This window comes from Pacificimonas aurantium (assembly GCF_020092905.1).
Taxonomy (GTDB): domain Bacteria; phylum Pseudomonadota; class Alphaproteobacteria; order Sphingomonadales; family Sphingomonadaceae; genus Pacificimonas; species Pacificimonas aurantium.
Genome location: NZ_JAGSGB010000002.1, coordinates 879,504 through 897,795 on the forward strand (window position 1 = coordinate 879,504; position 18,292 = coordinate 897,795).

At 65.6% G+C, this 18,292-nt stretch carries 16 protein-coding genes and 1 tRNA gene; 13 read left to right on the plus strand and 4 right to left on the minus strand.

Annotated elements, in window-relative coordinates:
- Positions 1-17 precede the first annotated feature (17 nt).
- Positions 18-800, plus strand: a complete 783-nt coding sequence (locus KCN53_RS10990; RefSeq protein WP_088712396.1) for a ZIP family metal transporter — start codon at positions 18-20, stop codon at positions 798-800.
- Between the two features lie 12 nt (positions 801-812).
- On the opposite strand, the gene KCN53_RS10995 is transcribed toward KCN53_RS10990, so the two are convergent.
- Positions 813-1,070: a hypothetical protein gene (locus KCN53_RS10995; RefSeq protein WP_088712395.1), complete on the minus strand. Its 258-nt coding sequence runs from the start codon at positions 1,068-1,070 to the stop codon at positions 813-815.
- A gap of 19 nt (positions 1,071-1,089) precedes the next feature.
- On the minus strand, positions 1,090-2,388 hold the full coding sequence (locus tag KCN53_RS11000; protein WP_088712394.1) for an N-acetylmuramoyl-L-alanine amidase: 1,299 nt from the start codon (positions 2,386-2,388) through the stop codon (positions 1,090-1,092).
- Positions 2,389-2,868: 480 nt separating this feature from the next.
- Here KCN53_RS11000 and KCN53_RS11005 point away from each other — a divergent pair, with 480 nt between their 5' ends.
- From KCN53_RS11005 to KCN53_RS11030, 6 genes are all read left to right on the plus strand, one after another.
- Entirely contained in the window at positions 2,869-5,469 is a 2,601-nt protein-coding gene (locus KCN53_RS11005; protein WP_224199615.1) for an Rne/Rng family ribonuclease, read from the plus strand.
- Between the two features lie 75 nt (positions 5,470-5,544).
- A complete protein-coding gene (locus KCN53_RS11010; protein ID WP_088712393.1) occupies positions 5,545-6,900 on the plus strand; it encodes a M48 family metalloprotease in 1,356 nt (451 codons plus the stop codon).
- A 7-nt stretch (positions 6,901-6,907) separates the two neighbouring features.
- Positions 6,908-7,663, plus strand: coding sequence for a DsbA family protein (locus tag KCN53_RS11015; protein WP_172406220.1), 756 nt, complete (start codon positions 6,908-6,910; stop codon positions 7,661-7,663).
- Between the two features lie 10 nt (positions 7,664-7,673).
- Positions 7,674-8,438, plus strand: coding sequence for a molybdate ABC transporter substrate-binding protein (modA, locus tag KCN53_RS11020; RefSeq protein ID WP_088712391.1), 765 nt, complete (start codon positions 7,674-7,676; stop codon positions 8,436-8,438).
- Positions 8,435-9,121, plus strand: coding sequence for a molybdate ABC transporter permease subunit (gene modB, locus KCN53_RS11025; RefSeq protein WP_088712390.1), 687 nt, complete (start codon positions 8,435-8,437; stop codon positions 9,119-9,121). The genes modA and modB overlap by 4 nt, the downstream gene beginning before the upstream one ends.
- Positions 9,111-9,725 carry an ATP-binding cassette domain-containing protein gene (locus KCN53_RS11030; RefSeq protein WP_088712389.1) on the plus strand — a complete coding sequence of 205 codons (615 nt, stop codon included), beginning with the start codon at positions 9,111-9,113 and terminating at the stop codon, positions 9,723-9,725. The genes modB and KCN53_RS11030 overlap by 11 nt, the downstream gene beginning before the upstream one ends.
- A 3-nt stretch (positions 9,726-9,728) precedes the next feature.
- Here the strand turns inward: KCN53_RS11030 and mutL are convergent, their stop codons facing one another.
- Positions 9,729-11,552, minus strand: coding sequence for a DNA mismatch repair endonuclease MutL (gene mutL, locus KCN53_RS11035; protein ID WP_088712388.1), 1,824 nt, complete (start codon positions 11,550-11,552; stop codon positions 9,729-9,731).
- A gap of 134 nt (positions 11,553-11,686) precedes the next feature.
- Here mutL and KCN53_RS11040 point away from each other — a divergent pair, with 134 nt between their 5' ends.
- From KCN53_RS11040 to KCN53_RS11065, 6 genes are all read left to right on the plus strand, one after another.
- Positions 11,687-12,721 (plus strand): rod shape-determining protein, encoded by a 1,035-nt coding sequence (locus KCN53_RS11040; RefSeq protein ID WP_088712387.1) that lies wholly within the window; start codon positions 11,687-11,689, stop codon positions 12,719-12,721.
- A gap of 13 nt (positions 12,722-12,734) precedes the next feature.
- Entirely contained in the window at positions 12,735-13,652 is a 918-nt protein-coding gene (gene mreC / locus KCN53_RS11045) for a rod shape-determining protein MreC (RefSeq protein WP_143712220.1), read from the plus strand.
- Between the two features lie 7 nt (positions 13,653-13,659).
- A complete protein-coding gene (gene mreD / locus KCN53_RS11050) occupies positions 13,660-14,205 on the plus strand; it encodes a rod shape-determining protein MreD (protein ID WP_172406219.1) in 546 nt (181 codons plus the stop codon).
- Positions 14,202-16,109, plus strand: coding sequence for a penicillin-binding protein 2 (mrdA, locus tag KCN53_RS11055; protein ID WP_088712384.1), 1,908 nt, complete (start codon positions 14,202-14,204; stop codon positions 16,107-16,109). The genes mreD and mrdA overlap by 4 nt, the downstream gene beginning before the upstream one ends.
- A complete protein-coding gene (gene rodA, locus KCN53_RS11060; RefSeq protein ID WP_088712383.1) occupies positions 16,078-17,205 on the plus strand; it encodes a rod shape-determining protein RodA in 1,128 nt (375 codons plus the stop codon). Before mrdA ends, rodA begins: the two co-directional genes overlap by 32 nt.
- Positions 17,206-17,375: 170 nt before the next feature.
- A tRNA-Lys gene (locus KCN53_RS11065) sits at positions 17,376-17,451 on the plus strand.
- 27 nt (positions 17,452-17,478) lie between these two features.
- On the opposite strand, the gene KCN53_RS11070 is transcribed toward KCN53_RS11065, so the two are convergent.
- Positions 17,479-18,192: a winged helix-turn-helix domain-containing protein gene (locus KCN53_RS11070; RefSeq protein ID WP_172406218.1), complete on the minus strand. Its 714-nt coding sequence runs from the start codon at positions 18,190-18,192 to the stop codon at positions 17,479-17,481.
- Between the last annotated feature and the right edge of the window lie 100 nt (positions 18,193-18,292).

Consider the following 18,292-nt stretch of genomic DNA (forward strand, 5'->3'; position numbering starts at 1 on the left):
GTCCTAAGCCTTGTGCCATGACCGGCGCTCTTCTGTACGGGCTACTCGCCAGTTCCGCCTTTCCGATTGGCGTGCTGGTCGGTCTGTTCGTAAAACTCCCGAAGAAGCTGCTCGCCAGCATTATCGCGTTCGGCGCAGGCACGCTCGTTGTCGCGCTGACCTTCGAACTCATGTCGGAGGCGATCGCGGAAGCCTCGGTCCTCCCCGCCATGGGCGGCCTCCTCACCGGATCGCTGATCTACATCCTCCTCGATGCAGGGCTCGACCGATTGGCGAAGGCCAGCCCCCGGATGGAAGGAGACGACCCCCAGGACGTCAAGGACGAGGCGCGGGAAATTCCCGAAACCAAGTCACAGGCAACCGTCAGCGGCATGGCGGTGCTGGTAGGAACGGTGCTCGACGGCATTCCCGAAAATGCGGCGATCGGCATGGGCCTCGCTTCAGAGGATAGCGTGGGCCTCGGCCTTGTCCTGCTCGGCGCCGTTTTCCTGTCGAACCTGCCGGGGGCAATTGCGAGCACGGTCGGCATGAAGCAGGCGGGCCGGTCGGGCACCTATATCGCAGTCGCGTGGCTGCTCGTGGCCATCCTGTGCACGGCCTCCTGCGTTGGGGGCTACGCCCTGCTTGCCGGCATACCCGACTATGCGAAGAGCTTTCTTCTCGCGCTGGCAGCGGGGGGCATTCTCGCCATGCTTGCCGACACGATGTTTCCGGAGGCGTTTGAGAATGGCGGGAGCCTCACCGCGCTGGCCACGACGGTCGGTTTTGCCTGCGCGATCATGCTCGGCGAACTGACCTAGACGTTCGGCGCGTCAGGTACAGGCTCCATTTGGCGGAGGCGGCGGATCCCTGTCGTCACGCCGCGCATCGCGGACAGCATCTTCCCACTGCTCGCACGCTTTTCTCAGCTGGCGGATGAACTTCGCGTCGCGCTCTTCCTCGCTCGTCGTCGCAAGGTCCACGGCCTTTGAGCCCGCCTTTACCGGCAGGGTGACGACGTCCACCGCGCGCTCGACGATACAGCCGGAAAGAAGCGGCAACGCCGCGACGGCTAGGAAGCAGATGCGCATGCCGGCACCTTTCTGTGGATCAGCGCTGCGCCAGACGGCGAAGCAAGTAGGCATCGACGGCGCGGCTGACGCCTTCGGCAATCTCCTGCCTCCCTTCCGCCGACATCAGATAACGCGCATCCTTCTCGTTCGACATGTAGCCGGTTTCCAGAAGGACGGCCGGTACGTCGGGGGCCTTCAGCACGAGAAATCCCGCAAAGCGGTGGAAATGACTGCGAAAGGGTACACCCGCCCCGACCATCTCGCGCTGCAGGACGGCCGCGAATTCCGCGGAAGCGTTCATCGTCTCGCGCTGGGCAAGGTCGATCAGGATAGAGGTGACCTCCTCGTCCTCGCCCCCCAGATCGATGCCGCTTAGGATATCGGTTCGGTTCTCCCTTGCTGCCAGACGCGCGGCCTCCTTGTCCGATGCCGTCTCCGACAGCGTGTAAATCGTCGCGCCGCTGACGCTGGGGTCCTTGGGAAAGCTGTCGGCGTGAACGGAAATGAACAGCTGCGCTCGGCTCCGGCGCGCCACGTCCGTCCGCGCCCTATGCAGAAGATAGGTATCGTCGTCGCGCGTCAGGACCGCCCGCACCCGGCCCGTGGCATTCAGTTCCGCCGCAATGGCCTTGGCCACACCCAGCACCACGTCCTTTTCCGGGGTACCCGTCACGCTCGGTGATCCCGGATCATGACCGCCATGGCCGGCGTCGATGACGATCACCGGCCGACCGGTATAGGTATGCGGTTTGGGAACGCGGCGCGGCTTCGCCGGCAGGTTGACCGAAGCGAGTTCGGCCACCGTGGATGACCTGGCCGCCCCGGCACGCCGCGCGGATTTGGCGGGTTCTTTCTGCGCGGCAGGAGCATCCGCCTTCGCGGCAAGCCGCGTACCGCCCGTCCGCAACGCCTGCGGACCGGACTTCACACTTTCCGCGAAGGAAGCAGCGGAAATCGGCGTCGCCGCAATCCGCAATATGCCTCCATCCGCCCGCGCATCGGAAATCCGCGCCGGTGACTTCAGGTCCAGGACGACACGGGCCGTTTGCGGATCGAACTGAGCGGCACGCAGTCCGTCGATCGGCCCTGCTCCGTCAGCTGGCGCGGCCTCGTTCACCGTATCCGCAAGATCGATAACAAGACGGCGAGGCCCATCAAGAGCGAACCGGCGCGCGTCGGGAATACCGCCATCGAAGGTAAGGAGGACCGCCGCGCCGTCGCCCTCGGCAACGATTTTCGCGGACAGCAGGGTTTCTGCGCGCGCCGGCCCGCCGACAAGCAGGAACAACGCCGCCAGCAGCGCGGCGAGACTTCCCCGAACAGCGGTCATCGGCATGGGCTTCGCCTCTTCAACACGGCTCCTGCGTACCTCCCCACCACAAACCGGCCGCTGCGCGTCCGCACGCTGCGCGCGCACCCGGCCGACTTTACGAGAATCTTAGGAGTCCCGGGCCCTTGCGGCAAGCGCCGAGGCAGTATCCGGCTTGCTTCATCTGTTGTTCACACGAACTATTGGTGCTAGCGAAGGTGGCGGAGTCGTTCGTTTTGAACGGCCCCGATCTTCCAGGATCGCCGCGTTCCTGCGCGATTCCGGCGTGCCCAAGGGCACCGATTAACAAGGTTTTGGCACGCGGTATGATAACGGCAAGCATGCATTCCTACTCCGACCAAGGTCGTGAGTATGCCTGCGCCGACATCCGCGACTGCTTCTCATTTTCACTATTCCGACCGCTACCATCCGGTGTCGGTCTGTTAACGCACGCCCGCAGAAGGCCGGCTCCGCCCGGCACCCTTCGCGGGTCAAGGAGACCATCAAATGGCAACCCGCATGCTTATCGATGCGCGCCACCGGGAGGAAACCCGGGTCGCGGTCGTCAAGGGAAACCGGATCGAGGAGTTTGATTTTGAGTCCGCTCGCCGGGCACAGATCAAAGGAAACATCTACCTAGCGAAGATTACGAGGGTCGAACCGTCCCTTCAGGCTGCGTTCGTCGACTATGGCGGCAATCGCCACGGCTTCCTCGCCTTTTCGGAAATTCATCCCGACTACTACCAGATTCCGAAGTCCGACCGCGAAGCTCTGCTCGCCGAAGAGCGGGAAATTGCCGAAGCGCACGCCGCCGAACTGGAAGCCGAGAAGGCCAAGCGCTCGAAGGCGCGCCGGGACGACGACGAAGAAGACGACGCGAACGACGATGAGGATGATGACGACCACGACACGGAAGGTGACGACCATGTCGACAATGCCGCCAATGAGGCGCTGAGGAAGAAGCGCCAGAACCTGCGTCGGCGCTACAAGATTCAGGAAGTCATCAAGCGCCGTCAGGTCCTGCTCGTGCAGGTTGTGAAGGAAGAACGCGGCAATAAGGGCGCCGCGCTGTCGACCTATCTCAGCCTTGCGGGCCGCTATTCGGTGCTGATGCCGAACACCAGCCATGGCGGAGGCATCAGTCGCAAGATCGCCAATGGCTCCGACCGCAAGCGGCTGAAGAGCATCGTCAACGAGCTGAACCTTCCGTCGGGCATGGGCGTGATCGTGCGGACCGCCGGGGCCAGCCGAACGAAGACCGAGATCAAGCGCGACTTCGACTATCTCAGCCGACTGTGGGACGAAATCCGGCAGAAGACGCTTGCCTCGACCGCGCCTGCGCTCATCCATGAGGATTCCGATCTCATCAAACGCGCGATCCGCGACCTCTACACGCGTGAGATCGAGGAAGTGCTCGTCGATGGCGCCGAAGGCCACAAGGCGGCCAAGGGCTTCATGAAGCTGTTGATGCCCAGCCATGCGCGCAAGGTGAAGCTCTACGACGACCCGGTACCGATCTACCAGCGCTACCGCGTCGAAGAGCAATTGTCTGAGATGTATTTGCCGACCGTGCGTCTGAAATCGGGCGGCTACATCGTCATCAACCCGACCGAAGCGCTGGTGGCGATCGACATCAACTCGGGCAAGTCGACTCGCGAACACAATATCGAGGAAACCGCCTACAAGACCAATGTGGAAGCGGCGCGTGAAGTCGCGCGCCAGCTGAAGCTTCGCGATATGGCTGGCCTGATCGTCATCGATTTCATCGACATGGATCATGGCGGCAATGTCCGGAAGGTCGAACGGGCGCTGAAGGATGCCCTGAAGGACGACCGCGCGCGCATTCAGGTGGGCCGGATCTCCCAGTTCGGGCTCCTGGAAATGAGCCGCCAGCGTCTTCGTACCGGCGTTCTCGAGGCATCGACCAGCACCTGTCCGGTCTGCGACGGTGCCGGCATCGTACGAACGGTGGAATCTGCTGGTCTCGGTGCGCTGCGTGAGGTGGAGGCCCTCGCGCTCAAGGGCAAGAACAACGACTTCTCAGTCCATCTGCCCAGCGACGTGGCCGTCTATCTGGTCAACGAGAAACGGCGCAGCCTCGCGAATCTGGAGGAACGCTACGGCATCGCCGTGCGCATCAATCCCGAAGACGAGATGCATATCAACGAGCGGGAAGTCGTCGCGCGCGGCGGCCCGCCCCGTCCGACCGTCGATATCTCGATGCCCGAGGGTCATGACAGCGAACCGGACGATTCCGAGGACGTCACCGACAATTTCGACGAGGAGGACGAGGACGAGCGCCGCGAACGCGGGCGTGGCCGACGCCGCCGCGGCGGTCGGGGGCGCAAGGGCCGCGACCACCGGGACGAGGATTCCGGTGACAGCGAGTCCGACGATCGCGAACCGGACGAGGAGGCGAACGCTCAGGATGGCGGCCGCGACAAGTCCGAAGACGATCAGAAGTCAGAAGATACAGGCGGCGACAAGAGGGGTCGGCGTCGGCGTGGCCGGCGCGGCGGTCGCAATCGCCGCAAACGGCAGGATGACCGGCCGGAGTCCCAGGACGGCGACGCCGTCACCGATGCGACCGATGATGCGTCTGCGGACACCCAGGCCGCTCCCGAGGTCGAAGCAGCTGCAAGCCTCGACGTTTCCGAAGCCGTGAAGGACGCGGACGCCGTACAGGCTTCCGAAGCACCGAAGAAGAAGAGGCCTGCTCGCCGCAAGAAGAAAAGCGAGGATACCGAAGATGGTACGGCCGAGGATGCCGCATCGGGTAGCAAGGCTCCGGTAGAGGAAGCGGATTCCGACGAACCGGCTGCGGCCAAGCCGAAACGGACACGTCGCCGCAAGCCAAAGGCCGACGCTGCATCTGAGGCAGAGGCCGATAAGATCGACGGACAGTCGCCGACCGCGGAAGAAGACACGCCGAAACCGCGGTCGAAGCCGAAGGATGCCGCTCCTCGGCCTGTTCCCGCCCCGGCACCAGCGGCACCCGCTAGCGACGCCGCCGATGACGCCGCGCCTGCTGCCAATGATTCGCAGGCGGATAGCGAGGATGAACCCCCCAAGCGGAAAGGCTGGTGGCAGCGGACATTCGGCGGCTGACCGGCACTCGGCGCCCCGGGAGGACACTCACGGGATTTCACCGGCGGTTCACGTATCCTATCTATGTCGCCCGCTATGAAACTCTCGCGCGTCTTCCTTCTCGTTCTTGCCCTTTGCGCTCTGCCCGCAAGACCTGCGGCGGCGCAAAGCATCCTGAGGGACGCCGAAACCGAAGCCTGGCTCGACGACCTGGCGGCCCCGCTTGTGGAGGCCGCCGGGCTCGACCCGGCAAATTTCGATGTCGTCCTCGTCAACGACAATAGCCTCAACGCGTTCGTCGTCGGCGGCCAGCGCGTCTACATCCACTCCGGCACCATTCTGCAGGCGGACAACGCGAACCAGATTCAGGGCATTCTCGCCCACGAAATCGGGCATGTCGCGGGCGGCCATGCCATTCGCTTCGGCGACGAGGCAGGCGGAACCGCGACAGGGATCAGCATCCTGTCGCTGGTGGCGGCTGTTGGGGCGATCGCCGGAGGCGCGCCCGATGCGGGCATGGCGCTGATGGGACTTGGCCAGCGCGCGGCAACGGGCAAGGTGCTTGCCTTCAGCCGTCAACAGGAAGCGCGGACCGATCTTGCCGGATCGAAGTTCCTCGAAACGGCGGGGATTTCGGCGAAGGGCTACCTGCAATTCTACGAGAAGCTGGAGAATCAGGAGTTTCGCTACGCGGTCCCGCAGGACGAGCAGACCGAATATCTGCGCACCCACCCCAGTCCGGCGAACCGGATCGCCACCTTGAGGGAACTCAGCGAGACATCTCCCTATTGGGATACGCCCACCGACCCCGAGCTCGAGCGCCGTTTCCGCCGGGTTCAGGCGAAGCTGTTCGGATATGTCGAAAATCCGGAACGAACGCTGCGCACCTATCCCCCAAGCGACCGGAGCACCGAGGCGCATCTCGCCCGCGCTTATGCCTATCACAAGAGCGCTTATCCGGAGGAGGCCGCGGCCGAAGCCGACGCGCTGCTGGCGGAGAACCCCGACGATCCGTTCGTGCTGGAGTTGAAGGGACAGGTACTGCTTGAATCCGGAAGTCCGGCGGAGGCTATCGAGCCGCTCGAGCGGTCGCTTGCCGCCGACCCGAACCAGCCTCTGATCGCCACGCTCCTGGGTCATGCGCTGCTGTCCACCGAAGAGCCGGAGCGGGTCGACCGGGCGGTTGCCGTGCTGCGCGAAGCGGTGCGGCAGGATCGAAACAATCCCTTCGCCTGGTATCAGCTCGGCATCGCCTATTCGCGGCAGGGAGACGAGGCTCGTGCCTCGCTTGCGACTGCCGAACAGCAGGCGCTTTCGCGCCAGCCCGGACTCGCCGTGCGTAGTGCGCGTATGGCGATGGACGGCATTGAGAAGGGAACGCCCGATTGGCTACGGGCGCAGGACATCCTGCTCGTGGCGCAGGCGCAGATGGAAGATGAGCGGCGGAGATAGACTTCGGATGACCACGACTGCCGCAACTTTCCCGGCAAGGGGGCCGCTTGCCGCCTTCCTGGCCATCCTCCTGCTGAGCGCGCTCGGCATCGAAGGCGCTGCCGCCCAGACGCCGGCCGAAGACCCGCGAAGCCGCGCGGAGATCGAACAGATCGTCCGCGACTATATCCTCGCCAATCCGGACATCATTCCCGAAGGGATGACCGAACTCAGGCGGCGGGAGACCACCGAAACGATCGACGCCAACAGGACGCGGCTCGAAACGCCCTTCGCCGGCGCCTGGGCCGGCGCCCGGAACGGCGATGTCGTCCTCGTCGAATTCTTTGATTTTGCATGCCCCTATTGTCGCCGTGCCCATGGCGACCTCCAGCGGCTGCTGGCTGAAGACGACGAGCTGAAGGTGGTATGGCGGTCGATGCCGATCCTCAGCGCAGAAAGCAGAAAGGCGGCCGAGGCCGGGCTGCTCGCGGCGAAGGCCGGCCGCTACAAGGAATATCACGACAGCATGTTCGAAGATCGCCGCCGGCTGACGGAAGGGAAGATCGCGGACATCGCGTCGGAGTCCGGCCTTGCCCTCACAGTGCTTCGCCAGGCTGGCAATCAGCCCGACATCCGCGAAGAGATCGAGTCCAACCTCGCCCTGGCACGCGAGCTCGGCATCTCCGGAACACCGGCCTATATCGTCGGCGACAAGCGTGTGGACGGTGCAGCAGGCTACGATGCGCTGAAGCAGGCTGTAGCGGAGGCGCGGCGCAACCGGTAGGCAGACGGGTATGAAGTCCGCCGTATCCTGCCTGCTCTTCCTCCTGAGTTTTCTGGCGCTGTGCGATCCGGCAGCCGCGAAAGGCCCGCTTGTCCTTGTGGCGGCAAGCATGACCGATGCGGCGGAAGCTGCCGCCGACGAATATGTCAGAACGACGCGGCACGAGCGGCCGGTCATATCCGCCGCGGCGACGTCTGCCCTCGCCCGCCAGGTCGCGTCGGGAGCCCGGGCCGATCTGTTCATTTCGGCGGACGAAGCCTGGATGGACTGGCTCGTGCAGCGCGATCTCGTGCACCCGCGCAGCCGAACCGATATTGCGCGCAACCGCCTCGTCCTCGTCAGTGCTAAACAGCGAGAATGGATCGACAGCCGGGCAGGCCTGTTGCAGGCGCTCGGAAAGGGACGGCTGGCGGTGGCGGAACCGGAAAGCGTACCCGCCGGCCGCTATGCCCATGCGGCGCTATCCCGCCTGGGCGCTTGGGGTGCGGTTGCGAACCGGCTGGCCCCAGTAGAAAATGTGCGCGCGGCACTCGCGCTCGTGGAGCGCGGCGCGGCTCCTCTCGGAGTGGTCTACCAGACCGATGCGCGTGCGACTTCTCATGTCGCGGTCGTCGGCAGGTTTGCAGAAACGGCGCATCCCCCGATCGTTTATCCCGCTGCGATACTCATCGCGTCGACCCATCCCGAAACGACCGCATTCCTCGACTTTCTCACCAGCAATGCGGGTCGAGGCACGCTCGCGAAGTTCGGCTTCGGCCCCGCAGTCACCGGATGACGGCCACGGAGTGGGCGATCGTCGTCCTGTCGCTGAAAGTCGGCGGCATTGCGGTACTCTTTACCCTTCCCCTCGCATTCGGACTCGCCTGGCTGCTCGCAAGGTCCAGCTTTCCGGGCAAGGTTGTCCTCGACGGGTTCGTCCATCTGCCTCTCGTTCTTCCGCCCGTCGTGACTGGCTGGCTCCTCCTGCTTCTCTTTGCCCCGGAGGGGCCCGTCGGTATGCTCGTCGACGATCTGTTCGGCGCCAGTGTTCTGTTTCGCTGGTCCGGCGCCGCGATCGCGGCCGGCGTGATGGCGCTTCCGCTCATGGTCCGGGCGATCCGCCTCAGTCTGGAGGCAGTCGACAAACGTCTTGAGGAGGCGGCCCGCACATTGGGGGCGGGACGGACGCGAACCTTTGTCCGCATTACCCTGCCGCTCGCTCTGCCCGGGATCCTTGCCGGCATGATGCTCGGCTTCGCCCGCGCGCTTGGAGAGTTCGGGGCGACCATCACCTTCGTTTCGAACATCCCCGGCGAAACCCGCACCCTGCCCCTGGCGATCTACACGCAGCTTCAGACCCCGGGCGGAGAAGCGGCGGTGATCCGGCTGGCGGCCATCTCGGTCGGTATCGCCCTGCTGGCGCTCGTAGCGTCCGAAGTCCTGGCGCGCCGCAGCGGGAGGGGCGTCCATGTCCTTTGACATCGACATCGAGGTGGCTCGCGGGGAGCGCGTCATATCCTGCGCCTTCCGGACTGGTGATGGCATCACATGTCTGGTCGGCCCCTCCGGCGCAGGCAAGACGACGATCCTCAGCGCCGTGGCCGGGCTTGCACGCCCTCGCCGGGGGCATATCGTCGTTCGAAGTCGCACCCTGTTCGCCCCGGGGATCGACCTCCCCCCCGAAAAGCGCCATTGCGGCTATGTCTTTCAGGACGCCCGCCTCTTCCCCCACATGCGCGTACGCGAAAATCTCGACTTCGCCCGGCGGCCGCGGTTCGACCGCAACGAGATCGCCGAAAGCCTCGGGATCGCGCATCTCCTTGCCCGCTGGCCGCGTACGCTCTCGGGCGGCGAAACACGCAGGGTCGCGATCGCGCGTGCGCTGCTCGCCAATTCCGACTTCCTGCTCTTCGACGAGCCGCTGGTCTCGCTGGACCCGCCGCGCGCCGAAGAGATCGCGGCGCTGATCCGGCGGGTACATGAAGACTATGAGCTGCCGGTCCTTTACGTCACCCACGACCGCAGCGAGGCGAAGCGCCTGGGCGCCAGGCTGATCGACTTCGAGGGCAACGAAGTCGCCTGAGGATCAGCGGCGGCCGAACAGCTTTTCGATGTCGGCGCGGGCCAGCTTCACATAGGTCGGGCGGCCATGATTGCACTGTCCACTGTGGGGAGTAATTTCCATCTCCCTGAGCAGTGCGTTCATCTCTGCAACACCGAGCCGGCGACCGGCGCGGACCGAGCCATGACAGGCCATGGTGGCGAACACCTCGTCGATGCGCTCCTTGAGGCTGTGCGCTGCGCCGAGCGAGCGGATATCGTCGGCAAGGTCGCGCACAAGCCCCTTCACGTCGAGCCGCTGGCCCAGAATGGACGGCACGCCGCGCACGAGGATGGCGGCAGGCCCGAACCGTTCGACCTCGAGCCCGAAGCCTGCAAGCGCCTCGGCATGGCCCTCGACCGCCTCGGCCTCTTCCTCGCTGAGTTCGACGACCTCGGGCATGAGAAGCTGCTGGACCTTCACGCCGCCGCTCGACGCCGCCGCCTTCATCTTCTCGAGCGTCAGACGCTCGTGCGCGGCGTGCTGGTCGACGAGGATGAGATGATCCGAGGTTTCCGCAACGATCCAGCTTTCGTGCACCTGGCCGCGCGCCGCGCCGAGCGGATACCGGCGGAGATCCTCCTCCGCGGACGGCACGTCGAAGGAGTCGCCGGACCCGGGACCGGGAGCCATTGCCCCGGAAGAGATCGGGCCGGGTTGTTCCGGCAGCGTTCCGGTGCGCGCCGACGGCGGCGCGGAAAAGCCGAGGCGGGTTTCGCCGAACATGCGCTGCTCGGGCGCGAGCGGCGCGCGCGGCTCTTCGGCCCGGAAGGACGACAGCGCCGCGTCCGAGACCGTGGTCGCCGCGTGGTGGCTGCCGGCGTCGAGCGCGCGGCGAAGACCCGATACGACGAGGCCGCGCACCTTCGCCGGATCGCGGAAGCGCACTTCCGTCTTCGCCGGGTGCACGTTCACGTCGACGAACTCGTGCGGCACCTCGAGGAACAGGGCGAGGACGGGATGGCGGTCGCGTGCGAGGAGATCGCGATAGGCGCCGCGAACGGCGCCCAGCAGAAGCCGGTCCTTCACCGGGCGGCCGTTTACGAAGAGATACTGATGGTCCGCCGCGCCGCGATTGAATGTCGGGATGCCGGCGAGACCGCCAATCCGCAGCCCCTCGCGCTCCAGGTCGACCGCGACGGCGTTGTCGGCGAAATCATGGCCAAGGATCGTACCGAGCCGCTCGACGCGCGCCGTTTCGAGCAGAGAGCCGGCGGACGGCGCATCGAGAAGCCGCCGCCCCTCATGCACCAGCTGAAAGGCCACGTCCGAACGGGCCATGGCCAGCCGGCGCACCGTGTCGGAGATCGCCCCAAGCTCCGACCGGGTGGATTTCAGGAATTTGCGCCGGGCGGGCACCTTACCGAACAAGTCCGCCACCCTGACCATCGTTCCCTGACGGCGCGCCGCCGGCCCCTCGGACACGGGTGTCCCATGGTCGATCTCGACCTGCCAACCCTCACCCTCCGCCGGACGGCTGGCCAGCGTGAAACGGCTGACGCTGGCGATGGAGGGAAGTGCCTCGCCGCGAAATCCCAGCGTCGCGATGCGCTCGAGATCGCCATCCCCGAGCTTCGACGTGCAATGGCGCTGGACCGCAAGGCGCAGTTCGCCCGTGCCCATGCCGCAACCATCGTCGGACACCTCGATAAGCGAGGCGCCGCCGTCCTCGAGAAGGATTTCGATGCGTTTCGCGCCTGCATCGAGAGCGTTTTCAACAAGCTCCTTAACCGCGGAGGCAGGGCGCTCAACCACTTCGCCGGCGGCGATACGATCGACGAGCGTCTCGGGAAGGCGGCGAATGGTCATCGGTCGAGCCAGTCTATCAGGGAATCTTGCCCGAAGTCAGTAACGGACCGTAACACATGTAGGCACAGGGACCCTCCAGCGTTATGAGGCGTATCTAAGTCATACCCGCAAATAGGAAAGACCGCCGCGCCTCCATGCTGAACAAGCTTTTCTCAATCTTCAGCCAGGACATGGCGATCGACCTCGGTACGGCAAACACGCTCGTTTACGTGCGTGGGGAGGGCATCGTCCTGAATGAACCATCGGTCGTCGCGCTGGAAACGGTCGAGGGCCGCAGGTCCGTCAAAGCCGTGGGCAACGACGCCAAGATGATGATGGGCAAGACGCCCGGTACGATCGAGGCCATCCGGCCCCTGTCGGAGGGCGTCATCGCCGATATCGACATCGCCGAAAAGATGATCGAGCATTTCATCAACAAGGTGCACAAGCGCAGCTTCCTCTCCTATCCGGAGATCGTCATCTGCGTGCCGTCGGGCTCCACCAAGGTCGAGCGCCGCGCCATCCGCGATGCGGCCCTCAACGCGGGCGCCAGCCAGGTCTATCTGATCGACGAGCCGATGGCCGCCGCGATCGGAGCCGGCATGCCGGTGACTGAACCGATTGGGTCCATGGTGGTCGACATCGGCGGCGGCACGACGGAAGTGGCCGTCCTGTCGCTGCGCGGCCTGGCCTATACCACCAGCGTGCGTACCGGCGGCGACAAGATGGACGACGCCATCGTCAACTATGTCCGTCGCAATCATAACCTGTTGATCGGCGATGCCACGGCCGAGCGGATCAAGGCGGAGATCGGCACGGCGAAACCGCCAGCCGAGGGTGTGGGGATGACGCTAGACATCAAGGGACGCGACCTGATGAACGGCGTGCCGAAAGAAATCACCATCAACCAGGCGCAGGTAGCCGAAGCGCTGTCCGAGCCCGTCAGCCAGATCATCGAAGGCGTGCGCGCGGCGCTGGAAAATACCGCCCCCGAACTGGCCGCCGACATTGTCGACCAGGGCATTGTCATGACCGGCGGCGGCGCGCTGCTGGGCCAGCTGGACGAGGTGATCCGCGACGCGACCGGCCTGCCCGTCACGGTGGCGGACGATCCGCTGACCTGCGTCGCGTTCGGAACCGGAAAGGCACTTGAGGATCCGATCTATCGCGGCGTCCTGACCACTCAGTAGGAGAGCCGGTCCCTTGGCCTGGCCACCCCGCCGAATTTCAACGCGGCGCACCCACCGCGAACGAACCCAGGCCGTGGTGGCAAGCGGCCTGATCATCATGTTTCTGGTGATCGCGGTGCTGCTGCTGATCGGCTCTCGCTATTTTCCGAACCGGGTCGAACCCCTGCGCGCCGCCGCTGCGGACGTGACCGCCCCGATCTGGCGTGTCCTGCAGGTACCCGTCACCGCAATGAGCAATGCCGGCCGCAATATAAGCGCCTATTGGGACGCGGCCGAGCGCGTGCGCGTACTGCAAAACCGCGAACAGCTATACCAGGAGCGGCGCGTCGAATTCGAGGAAGCCGTGCGCGAAAACCGCGAACTGCGGCAATTGCTGAACGTCGTCGATCCCAACCGGGCCCGCGTCGGAACCTTCGCCATTTCCGGCGCTACCAGCGGCACCTATGCCCGCGAGGCGCTGATCGGCGGCGGTTACAAGCACGGACTGAGAAACGGCCAGCCGGTCCGGACCGCGACCGGCCTGATCGGCCGCACGGTCGAGGTGGGCCGGAACGCCACACGGATCCTGCTGGTCACGGATGCGGAAAGCCGGGTCCCGGTGCGCGTCGTCCGCACCGGGCTTCCCGCCCTGGTGGCGGGATCGAACGACCCGCTGGTGCGGGTCGACCTAACCGGCCCCACGTCGAACGAGGTGCAGATCGGCGACCGGCTGATCACGTCCGGGGACGGCGGGCTGTTCGCGCCAGGCGTCCTGGTCGGGACCATCGTCGATACCGACGAAGGCCAGATCCTGGCGCGGCCGGCGGCGATTCCGTCGCTGGCGCAATATGTGATCGTCGAAGAACCCTGGGGCACGAACTTCGAGCCCATCGAAGACGACCGCGCCCTTCCCGATGCCGCGCTGCCCGGCGACGGCATCGTCAGGCCGTGAGGGCCGCATGGTAAAGGCCGACCGTCCCTTTCGCTCCCTGTCCACGGGCGAGCAGGTCATGCTGCTGGTCAGCGGCCTGTTCAGCGTCGTTCCTTTCCTGGTAGCGCTGCTGGCATTTCTGATCGGGACGATCCCGCTATTCCCGCCCATCGCGCTCGTTCCGAATGTCGGCCTGGTGCTGATGTTCCTGTTCGCCCTTTACAGGCCGTCACAGCTACCCGTCTGGGCAGCGGTACCGCTGGGCGTGGCCGTCGACCTGCTGCACAGCTTTCCCCTCGGTGTACACGCCGTCGCGCTGCCCCTGTTCATGCTGGCCGTGCAGTGGGTGGATTCGAAAACAAGGCGGCTACACTGGTTCGGCGACTGGCTGATCAGCATTCCCTTTATCATGGCGGGACAGGCGCTGCTGTGGCTGCTCAGCATCGTCGCGGGACCTAGTGTGCCCCTACTTCCGTTCCTAACTCAGGGGCTGACGAGCATTGCGATCTTTCCCTTTGTCGCATTCCTGTTCGTCAGTGTGCAGAGGCGCTTCGTCGATCGGATAAGTAGTTGAAGACAGACGCGCAAAGACACCAGACCTTCACCCGCCGCGCCGTCGTCGTGGGCGGGCTGCAGGCGCTTGCGGGCGCCGTCATCGGCGGGCGTCTGGTCTATCTGAGCGTCTTCGAGGGCGAAAAATACCGCACCTTGGCCGAGGAAAACCGCGTCGCGGTCCGGCTGATCCCGCCGCGGCGCGGCTGGCTGACCGACCGCAACGGACAGCCCATGGCCATCAACCAGCCCGAATACAGGCTGGAAATCGTGCCCGAACAGATCCGCGATATGGCCGCCACGCTGAAACAGCTGGAGACCTTCCTGGACCTGCCGCCCGAGGAAATGGCGCGGATTCGCAAGGAGGTCGAAGAAAAGCCCCCCTACCTGCCCGTGGAAGTCGCCTCCAACGTCGACTGGGAGGCGTATAGCGCGGTCAATGTCCGCCTGCCCGAGCTGAGCGGCGTGCAGCCCGTGCGCGGCTTTACCCGCTATTATCCCGACGGGGCGGCGGTCGGCCACCTGATGGGTTATGTCGGCGCCCCCACACGCGAACAATATCTGGAGGCCGACGACGACCCGCTGTTCCTCCACCCCGCCTTCAAGGTGGGCAAGGACGGCGTCGAACGCGAACTGGACGAGCGCCTGCGCGGAGAACGCGGCGCACGGCGCGTCGAAGTGAATGCGCGCGGCCGCATCATTCGCGACCTGGAGACCCAGCCCGATACGCCGGGCGAGACCGTCCGCTTGTCGATCGACAGGGAGCTGCAGGCCTTTTCCGCGCGGCGGATCGGTCCCGAATCGGGAAGCGTCGTCGTCCTGGACGTGACGACCGGCGAAGTCCTGACCATGGTGTCGATGCCGGCCTTCGATCCCAATACCTTTTCCGACGGCATCAGCCACAAGGAGTGGGATTCGCTGATGGGCGACGAGATGCGCCCACTGATCAACAAGTCGGTCCAGGGCCTCTATCCGCCCGGCTCGACCTTCAAGCCGGTCACTGCGCTCGCGGCCCTCGCCCATGGCATCGACCCGGACGAACATGTCGTCTGCCGCGGCGGTTACCAGCTGGACCGGCACCGCTTCGCCTGCTGGCGGCGCGGCGGCCACGGCGCCACGGACCTGTACAAGGCGATCTACCAGAGCTGTAACGTCTATTTCTACACGCGTGGGCGCCAGATCGGCATCGATGCCATTCACGACATGGGCCAGAAGCTGGGCCTGGGCGAGACCTTCGACACGTTGCAGGTGCCGAACCAGAATGGCGGTGTGCTGCCCGACCCGGAATGGAAGCGCGAGCGCTACGATCAGGACTGGCTGGTCGGCGAAACGCTGAACAGTTCGATCGGTCAGGGCTATAACGCGCTGTCGCCGCTGCAGCTGGCGGTGATGGTCTCTCGCCTGGCATCGGGGCGAGCCGTCATGCCGACGCTGCTGGCGGGCGATGGGCGCGAAGGCGCGCTGCTCGACATCGACCCCCGCCATCTGGAGGATGTGCGCCACGGCATGGATCTGTGCGTCAACGGTCCCGCCGGTACGGCGGGCCGCTCTCGTCTGCCTCTCGAGGAGGTTCGTATGGGCGGGAAGACGGGGACGGCGCAGGTGCGCGCCCTGTCGAAGAACCGCGGCGTGGTGCCCTGGAAATATCGCGACCACGGCCTGTTCATCGCCTTCGCCCCGGTAGAGAACCCGCGCTATGCGATCAGCGTCACCATCGAACATGGCGGCGGCGGCAGCGTTGCCGCGGCGCCCATCGCGAAGGATGTGATGACGTTCCTCTACGACCGCGACAAGGCGCTGGAGTCGCTGCGCCGGCTGGAAACGATGTGGGGCATCGAGCCCGTTGCCGCCGACCTGTTCAAACCGCCCCAGCCGATGGGCCGAAGGAGCGAAGATGGCGGGTCCGTCTCTACCCGACCGGCTTAACCGCATCCCGGTCCCCACGCTGCTGTCAGTGCTGGGGCTGGGCGGGTTCAGCATCCTGGTGCTCTATTCGGCAGCAGGCGGCGACATCAGCCCTTGGGCGATCAACCAGGGCATCCGCTTCGCCGCCTTGCTGGGCATGATGCTGGTGCTGACCCAGGTCAGCATCACGCTGTGGCTGCGCAGCGCCTACTGGTTTTACGGCATCTGCCTGGTGCTCCTGATCGCGGTCGAGATCGTCGGCCAGATGGGCGGCGGGTCGCAGCGCTGGCTGAACCTCGGCGTCATCAACCTGCAGCCCTCAGAACTGATGAAGATCGCCATCGTGCTGGCGCTGGCGCGCTATTATCATTTCCTGCCGCGGGCGCAGACCGGCACGCTGCGCGCCCTGATCCTGCCCGCCATCCTGATGGGCCTGCCCGCCGCGCTGGTGATGATGCAGCCCGATCTGGGCACGGCGCTCACCATCGTCATGGGCGGCACCACCATCGTCTTCCTGGCTGGCGCGCCGCTTTGGCTGTTCATTACCGGCGCGGTCAGCGCGGTCGTGGGCATCCCGCTGGCGGTCGAGTTCCTGCTGAAGGAATATCAGCAGAAGCGCGTGCTGATCTTCCTCGACCCCGAAGCCGATCCGCTGGGCGCCGGCTATCACATCACCCAGTCGAAGATCGCCATCGGTTCGGGCGGGATCGGCGGCAAGGGCTTCCTGTCGGGGACGCAGAGCCACCTGCAATATCTGCCCGAGCAGCAGACCGATTTCATCTTCGCGACCATGACCGAGGAATGGGGCCTGATCGGCGGATTCTTCGTCATCGGCTGCTATATGGTCATTATCGCGCGGGGCATTTTCACGGCGCTGACGGCACAGTCGATCTTCGCGCGCCTGGCGGCCTTCGGCCTTACCATGACGCTTTTCCTCTATGTCTTCATCAACCTCGCCATGGTCATGGGCTTTGCGCCCGTTGTCGGCATTCCGCTGCCGCTGATGAGCTATGGCGGATCGGCCATGCTGACGGCGCTCCTCCTCCTCGGCATCCTCATTTCGATCCATGCCGAGAAGGACCGCACGACGCTGGAATGGCGCGGCAAGGCGCTGTAGCCGAAGCGGCGACCGCCCTTCGCGGCCGCATGCCGCAGCCGGCCCGCACGGAGACGATTGACACGCGCGCGCGGGGCCGGTATTCGCCCGCCTCCGCCGCTTGAACGGGCCGCCCGGTCCGCCCATATATCGCGGCAAGCCGTCGGCCGGATCCCGGCCAGCCCGGCAGTGGACGCATAGCTCAGTTGGTAGAGCAGCTGACTCTTAATCAGCGGGTCCTAGGTTCGAGCCCTAGTGCGTCCACCATTTCCCCCTTTGCCGATATTCCCGCCGTCAGGGCGCGGGCGTGGCTGCCGCGCAGCGCGTGGCCAGCGCCTCGCCAGAGAGGACGGGCGCAAGGTCGGGTCCCGGCTGACCCTCCTCCCCCTGCCCGCCACCGCAGAGAAGCGCGCGCCCGCCAGCCGAAGCCGCCAGCGCCTCCGCCGAGGGCAGGCCGAGCATGATCACGTCGACCTCGCCGATCCGGCCGCGCACGGGCCGGTCGAAGCGCTCGCCGAGCGCGGCGCCAACGAAAAGCGACCCGCGCCGCTCATCATAGAGAACGACGTCCTGCGCGCGCCTGATCCAGAAGGTGCCGGCCGCCGCCACAAGGAGAAGCAACGCCGCGATGAGCGCCCAGGTGGTCCGCCGCCGCCACAGCGGCGGGGGGGCGACGGGCGGCGAAGCGGCGCGGACAGGCTGCGCCTCGGTCGATCCGCGGAGGGCATAGCCGCGGCCTCGCACCGTCCGCACATGCTGCTGCCGGTCGCCTGAATCGCCAAGCGCCTGGCGCAGCATGGCAACGCGCTGCGCGATGGTCTGATCGGTGACATGGCTGCGGTGCCAGACCTGCTCGGCCAGCACGGCAGGGGATACCGGCTCGGGCGCGGCGCGAGCAAGCGCGGCAAGAAGCTCCCAGGTCAGGCCGGAGACGTCGAGCAGGTCGTCGCCGCGGCGAACGTGCCCGGTAGACAGGTCGATGAGGAGGGTGCCGCTTCTCACGCGCATAGGGCCGGACCCTAGCATGGCGGAAGCGGTCGGCCAGCGCCGCAAGAGGCCGATGAACGTCGATTTCAAGTTTCTTGAAGTGACAGGAGGCGCCGCGGAA